The following is a 5,560-nucleotide window of genomic DNA, read 5'->3' as shown; positions in this document are numbered from 1 at the left end:
CCCGATGCGCGGCCCTGCCAAGGCGGCCCACGCCCTGGACCGGCTGCGGCGGGCGCGCCCCGGCCGGGCGGCGGAGCCCGTACTGCGTGCCTGGGAAGGACTGCCGGGCTGGGCCCGTGACGAGGCCCCGGCGCCCCGCGGTTCCTTCCTCTGCCACGGCGACCTGCACCTCGGACAGCTGGTGCGGCACCCGGCGGACGGCGGCCCCTGGCAGCTGATCGACGTGGACGACATCGGCCGGGGTGACCCCGCCTGGGATCTGGCCCGCCCCGCAGCCTGGTACGCGGCCGGGCTCCTTGAGCCCGCCATCTGGGCACGGTTTCTCACCGCGTACCGGGCGGCTGGCGGTCCTGCCGTCCGCCCCGCGGGCGATCCCTGGCCCGAACTGGACGTACCCGCAAGGGCACTGACCGTGCAGACCGCCGCACTCGCGCTGGCCAAGTCGGCGGTCGCCGGCCGGGCGCTGGACGACGCCGAGCGGATGATGCTCGACTCATGTGCCCGAATCGCCGGTGTCCCGGCGGAGTTGGCGCCCGGAGCCGCATCGTAGGGTGAGCCGTCCTGAGATCCCACGGCGAGGAGTTGAGCCGATGCAGTGCCCCAAGTGCCATGCCCCGATGCACACATACAACCGCAATGGCGTCCAGATCGAGCAGTGCAGCGGCTGCCGGGGGATATTCCTCGACTACGGGGAGCTGGAATCGCTGACCCGTCTCGAGTCCCAGTGGGGCCAGCAGCCGCCGCCGCAGGCGTATCCGGCCCCGCCGCAGGCGCCGGTCTGGGGCGCCCCGCAGCAGCACGGCGGACACTACGGTGATCACCACGGCGGCCATCACGGCCATCACAACAGGGGCTTCGGCCACATGCTGTTCTCCTCCTGACCGCTGAGACCCGGCCGCTGAGACCTGACCGCTGAGGACAGCGGAGGGCAGGAGCCGGGCACAACAGAAGAACCCCCGGCCGTGAAGACGGCCGGGGGTTCCTGTTCCGGTGCGCGATACTGGGATTGAACCAGTGACCTCTTCCGTGTCAGGGAAGCGCTCTCCCGCTGAGCTAATCGCGCGGGACATTCAACTTTACAAGATTGCAGTGGTGCAGATGTACGGCGGTACTGCGTGCGCGATACTGGGATTGAACCAGTGACCTCTTCCGTGTCAGGGAAGCGCTCTCCCGCTGAGCTAATCGCGCGGGACGGAAACCCGGCCGAAGCAGGGATCCAGTGGACGATACTGGGATTGAACCAGTGACCTCTTCCGTGTCAGGGAAGCGCTCTCCCGCTGAGCTAATCGTCCTTGGAGGTGGAGACGGGATTTGAACCCGTGTAGACGGCTTTGCAGGCCGTTGCCTCGCCTCTCGGCCACTCCACCAGGAGTGCGGGGGTTCGGGAAGATCCCCCGGTCCTACGAGCGGACGACCAGGTTCGAACTGGCGACCTCAACCTTGGCAAGGTTGCGCTCTACCAACTGAGCTACGTCCGCTTGTCATTCCCGCGGCGCTTGCGCGCCCCGGCGACAGGTTGAACTCTAGCGGATTCCCGGGCCAGCACAAAAACGCGTTTCCGCAGCGTGCTGCGGTGCGTTCGCACCGGAGCGGCTTTCCGGCGGCCCGTCCTAGACTCGCCGGTGTGCACCGCCTCCCTCCTCTCGCCCGCTTCGGCGGCCGTGTCGCCTGTGACCTGCGCGATGTCACCAGCGATCCCGCAGCGCTGGACTCGGCCGGCTTCTGGGCGGTGGCCGCGGATTTCGAGGGCGGGCTCGTCTGTGCCCGCTTCGGCGACGTACGTGAGGAGCCGGTGCCCGCGGCCGTCCCCGGGCGGTGGCGGGGCCCCGCGGCAGGTGACTGGACGTCTTCGCTCGACCACGACGCGTACACGGCCGGGGTCCGGCATATCCGGGAGCGGATCGCGGCGGGCGAGGTGTACCAGGCCAATCTCTGCCGGGTCCTCACCGCGCCGCTGCCCGATCCGGCGACCGCCGACGTCGACGCCCTGACCGCTCTGCTGGCCCGGGGCAATCCGGCGCCGTACGCCGGGACGATCCGGCTGCCTGCCCATGGGCTGGAGATCGCGACCGCGTCCCCCGAGCTGTTTCTGCGCCGCTCCGGCCGGACCGTCGAGTCGGGACCGATCAAGGGGACGGGGCGCACCGCCGCCGACCTGCTGGAGAAGGACCACGCGGAGAACGTGATGATCGTGGACCTCGTCCGCAACGATCTCGGCCGGGTCTGCGCCACCGGCTCGGTCCGGGTGCCGCAGCTCTGCGCGGTCGAGCAGCACCCCGGTCTCGTCCATCTCGTCTCCACGGTCCGCGGCGAGCTGGCCGACGGGGCGGGCTGGAGCCGGCTGCTCGCGGGCACCTTCCCGCCCGGCTCGGTGACCGGGGCGCCCAAGTCGAGCGCGCTGCGCGTCATCGAGGCGCTGGAGACCGCGCCCCGCGGGCCGTACTGCGGAGGCATCGGCTGGGTCGACGCGGACCGCGGCACGGCCGAGCTCGCGGTCGGCATCAGGACCTTCTGGATCGACCGCACCCACGAGCGCGGTCCGGTCCTGCGCTTCGGCACCGGCGCCGGCATCACCTGGGGCTCCGACCCGGAACGCGAATGGGACGAGACAGAACTGAAGGCAGGCCGGCTGCTCGCGATAGCGTCCGGGACGAACGAGACGATCGGAAGGACCACTTCATGAAGATCTGGGTCAACGGCGGGCTGCGGGACGCGGACACCGCGCTGGTCTCGGTCCTCGACCACGGGCTGACCGTGGGCGACGGCATCTTCGAGACGGTCAAGGCGACGGGCGGACGCACCTTCGCGCTCACCCGGCACCTGGACCGGCTGACCCGCTCGGCCCGTGGGCTCGGGCTGCCCGACCCCGATCTGGACGAGGTGCGCCGTGCCTGCGCGGCCGTCGTCGACGCCAACCCGATGGAGCTGGGGCGGCTGCGGATCACGTACACCGGCGGGCTCTCGCCGCTCGGCTCGGACCGCGGCGCCGCCGGCCCCACCCTGGTCGTCGCGCTCGGTGAGGTGAAGCGCCGCCCCGACACGACCGCTGCGGTCACCGTGGAATGGACGCGCAACGAACGCGGTGCGCTGGCCGGGCTGAAGACCACCTCGTACGCGGAGAACGTCGTCGCGCTCGCGCGGGCGCACGAACAGGGCGCGACGGAGGCGCTGTTCGCCAACACCAGGGGCGCGCTCTGCGAGGGCACCGGCTCCAATGTCTTCGTCGTGGTCGACGGGGAACTGCACACCCCGCCGCTCTCCTCCGGCTGCCTGGCGGGCATCACCCGTGCCCTGGCCGTCGAGTGGACCGGAGCCCGGGAGAGCGAGCTGCCGCTGGACGTCCTTGAGCGGGCCGACGAGATCTTCCTGACCTCGACACTCCGCGATGTGCAGGCCGTCCACCGTATCGACGGACGCCAACTGGCCGACGCGCCGGGCCCGGTGACCGCCAAGGCGATGCGGATCTGGGAGGAGCGGGCGGCGGAGCGGCTGGATCCCTGAGCGGGACGACCGGGCCCGCGCCGCGCCGTACGGCGGGCCGTACCGCCGCAGTACAACGCGCCATGCCCCATGCCGTACTTCGGGAATGCGGATGACGGGCGGCCGCTGGGCGGGTAGAACACCCCTGATGACCACCACCCTGCGGCCGACCGCGCCGCTTCAGCAGGGCGCCGACGGCGCCAAGGCACGCTCCTACGAGGTCTGTGTGAACAGCCGCCCGGTGGGAGCGGTCGACCTCCGTACGGACAGCGCGTTCGGGCCCGCCTGCGGAGTGATCGGCGGACTGCGGATCGACGAGCAGGACCGGGGGCGCGGCCGGGGCACGGTGGCCGCGCTCGCGGCCGAGGAAGTGCTGCGCGGCTGGGGCTGCGACCAGGTGCGGATCGCCGTACCGGCCGACGTGGCCGCCGCGCTGCGGATGGCCGACGCCCTCGGCTACACACTCTGCAACAGCCACCTGATCAAGGAGCTGCCCGCGCAACCGCCTGAGCTGCCCGCCGGGGTCGAGGCCCGCCCGATGCGCGAGGACGAGTTCCGGGTGTGGCAGGCGCGGGGCGTCGCCGAGTACGCGCAGACCTGGGTCGAGCGGGGCATGCCGGAGGACCGGGCCCGCGCCAAGTCCGAGGCCGACCACCGCGACAACCTCCCCCACGGTCTGGCGACCCCCGGCACCGTCGTCGACGTTCTGGTCGAGGACGGCGAGATGGTCGGACATGTCTGGATCGCCGAAACCGATGCGGTCCCCGGCGGGCACGGGGCCTTCGTCTTCGACGTCGAGGTCGCCGAGGAGCACCGGGGCCGCGGCCACGGCCGCTCCCTGATGCTCCTCGCGGAGCGTGAGGCGCTGGCCGCCGGGGCGCGGCTGATCAAGCTGAACGTGCTCGCGGCGAACACCCCGGCGGTCCGGCTCTACGCGTCACTGGGCTACCGCGAGGCCGAACGCTTCTGCGCCAAGCCGCTGCTCTGAGATCCGCCCGGGCTGCCCGGCGCTCGCCCCGCCCGGAAACGGCTCAGTCGTCGGCGGCGAGCAGCCGGTCGGCGATCGCCTCGATCCGCGCGCGCAGCCCGTCCTGGCTCTTGCCGCCGTCCAGCCGTTCGCCGCCGATGACATAGGTCGGGGTGCCGGTGACGCCGATCGCCTTGCCCTCCGCCTGGTCGGCGTCGACGGTCAGCATGTGCCGGCCGTCGATCAGGGCGGTGTCGAACTCCTCGGTGTCCAGGCCGAGGTCACCCGCGGTCTCCAGCAGCACAGGCTCGCCCCGGGAGGCCAGGTCTGCGGTGCGGGCGAGCACGGCCTCGGTGTACGGCCAGCCCTGCCCCTGTTCGAAGGCTTCCTCCGCCGCCTGGGCCGCCGCGTAGGCGTGCCGGTGCTTCTCCAGCGGGAAGTGGCGCAGCCGAAGGTCGAGCCGGTCGCCGTAGTGGGCGCGCAGTGCGCGTACGTCGTCCAGGGCGCTGTGGCAGTCGGGGCACTGGAGCTCGCACCAGACGTCCAGGACGACGCGGCGGGAGGCGGAGGAGTCACTCATGACGCCAGTCTCCCAGCCGTACGCGGCGCGGCCCAACCGGGACCTGAGGAGGAGCCGCCCCCCGAGATGTCCCCGAGATGTCCCCGAGGTCGGACCGGGGCGTGGCTTCCGCACCCCGGTCCGGTGCAGGATGGAGGGAAGCGAACCCATGGCTGGAGGAGACCGGATGATTGCCGAGACCGTCTGTTCCGCGGTGTCCGCGGCAGGGCTGGGCATCGCCGCGATCACGGCGTACCGCAAGCGATTCCTGTCGGCGACCCGCATTTTCGCGTACTCGCTGGTCCCGGTGGGACTGGTACTGACGGGCGTCGTCGGCTGGGTGGCCGACATCGTGTTCAAGCCGTCGGTCTGGCTCGGCTTCGGGATGCTCGCGGTCGCCTGGCTGCTGTTCATCACCACCCGGGCTGTCGAGCGCCGCTCCGGCGGCACCCGCAAGGAACGGAAGGCGGCCGCCAGGGCGGCCGAGCCGGACGCGGTGGCCCCCGCGGGCCCCGCGCCCACCCTGCCCGGGCGTACGGGAGCCCAGCCGCAGA

7 protein-coding genes and 5 tRNA genes are annotated in these 5,560 nt (G+C 72.0%); 6 read left to right on the top strand and 6 right to left on the bottom strand.

Annotation, left to right across the window (positions count from 1 at the left end):
* Both G3I19_RS34080 and G3I19_RS34075 read left to right on the top strand, forming a co-directional pair.
* Nucleotides 1-550: phosphotransferase (locus G3I19_RS34080; RefSeq protein WP_164267570.1), on the top strand; the 550-nt coding region annotated here is incomplete at its 5' end.
* A 40-nt stretch (nucleotides 551-590) separates the two neighbouring features.
* Nucleotides 591-881, top strand: coding sequence for a zf-TFIIB domain-containing protein (locus G3I19_RS34075; RefSeq protein ID WP_164267569.1), 291 nt, complete (start codon nucleotides 591-593; stop codon nucleotides 879-881).
* 110 nt (nucleotides 882-991) lie between these two features.
* Here G3I19_RS34075 and G3I19_RS34070 read toward each other — a convergent pair.
* From G3I19_RS34070 to G3I19_RS34050, 5 genes are all read right to left on the bottom strand, one after another.
* Nucleotides 992-1,063, bottom strand: a tRNA-Val gene (locus tag G3I19_RS34070).
* Nucleotides 1,064-1,116: 53 nt separating this feature from the next.
* A tRNA-Val gene (locus tag G3I19_RS34065) sits at nucleotides 1,117-1,188 on the bottom strand.
* Between the two features lie 32 nt (nucleotides 1,189-1,220).
* Nucleotides 1,221-1,292, bottom strand: a tRNA-Val gene (locus tag G3I19_RS34060).
* Nucleotide 1,293: 1 nt separating this feature from the next.
* Nucleotides 1,294-1,367 (bottom strand) — tRNA-Cys (locus G3I19_RS34055).
* Nucleotides 1,368-1,405: 38 nt separating this feature from the next.
* Nucleotides 1,406-1,478, bottom strand: a tRNA-Gly gene (locus tag G3I19_RS34050).
* 146 nt (nucleotides 1,479-1,624) lie between these two features.
* Between G3I19_RS34050 and G3I19_RS34045 the strand changes: the two genes are divergently transcribed.
* The 3 genes from G3I19_RS34045 to G3I19_RS34035 all read left to right on the top strand — a co-directional run bounded on the left by G3I19_RS34045 (nucleotide 1,625) and on the right by G3I19_RS34035 (nucleotide 4,468).
* On the top strand, nucleotides 1,625-2,683 hold the full coding sequence (locus G3I19_RS34045) for a chorismate-binding protein (RefSeq protein ID WP_164267568.1): 1,059 nt from the start codon (nucleotides 1,625-1,627) through the stop codon (nucleotides 2,681-2,683).
* A complete protein-coding gene (locus G3I19_RS34040) occupies nucleotides 2,680-3,501 on the top strand; it encodes an aminodeoxychorismate lyase (RefSeq protein WP_164267567.1) in 822 nt (273 codons plus the stop codon). Before G3I19_RS34045 ends, G3I19_RS34040 begins: the two co-directional genes overlap by 4 nt.
* Nucleotides 3,502-3,628: 127 nt before the next feature.
* Entirely contained in the window at nucleotides 3,629-4,468 is an 840-nt protein-coding gene (locus G3I19_RS34035) for a GNAT family N-acetyltransferase (protein ID WP_164267566.1), read from the top strand.
* A 43-nt stretch (nucleotides 4,469-4,511) separates the two neighbouring features.
* Here the strand turns inward: G3I19_RS34035 and G3I19_RS34030 are convergent, their stop codons facing one another.
* The gene (locus G3I19_RS34030) at nucleotides 4,512-5,027 is read right to left on the bottom strand and encodes a DsbA family protein (protein ID WP_164267565.1); all 516 of its coding nucleotides are present in this window, start codon (nucleotides 5,025-5,027) and stop codon (nucleotides 4,512-4,514) included.
* 166 nt (nucleotides 5,028-5,193) lie between these two features.
* Between G3I19_RS34030 and G3I19_RS34025 the strand changes: the two genes are divergently transcribed.
* On the top strand, nucleotides 5,194-5,560 hold a 367-nt coding region (locus G3I19_RS34025; RefSeq protein WP_164267564.1), incomplete at its 3' end, for a hypothetical protein.

Source organism: Streptomyces sp. SID10853, from assembly GCF_010548145.1.
GTDB lineage: Bacteria > Actinomycetota > Actinomycetes > Streptomycetales > Streptomycetaceae > Streptomyces.
The sequence above is the reverse complement of the archived record's forward strand: the minus strand, read 5'-3'. Positions and strand labels throughout refer to the sequence as shown.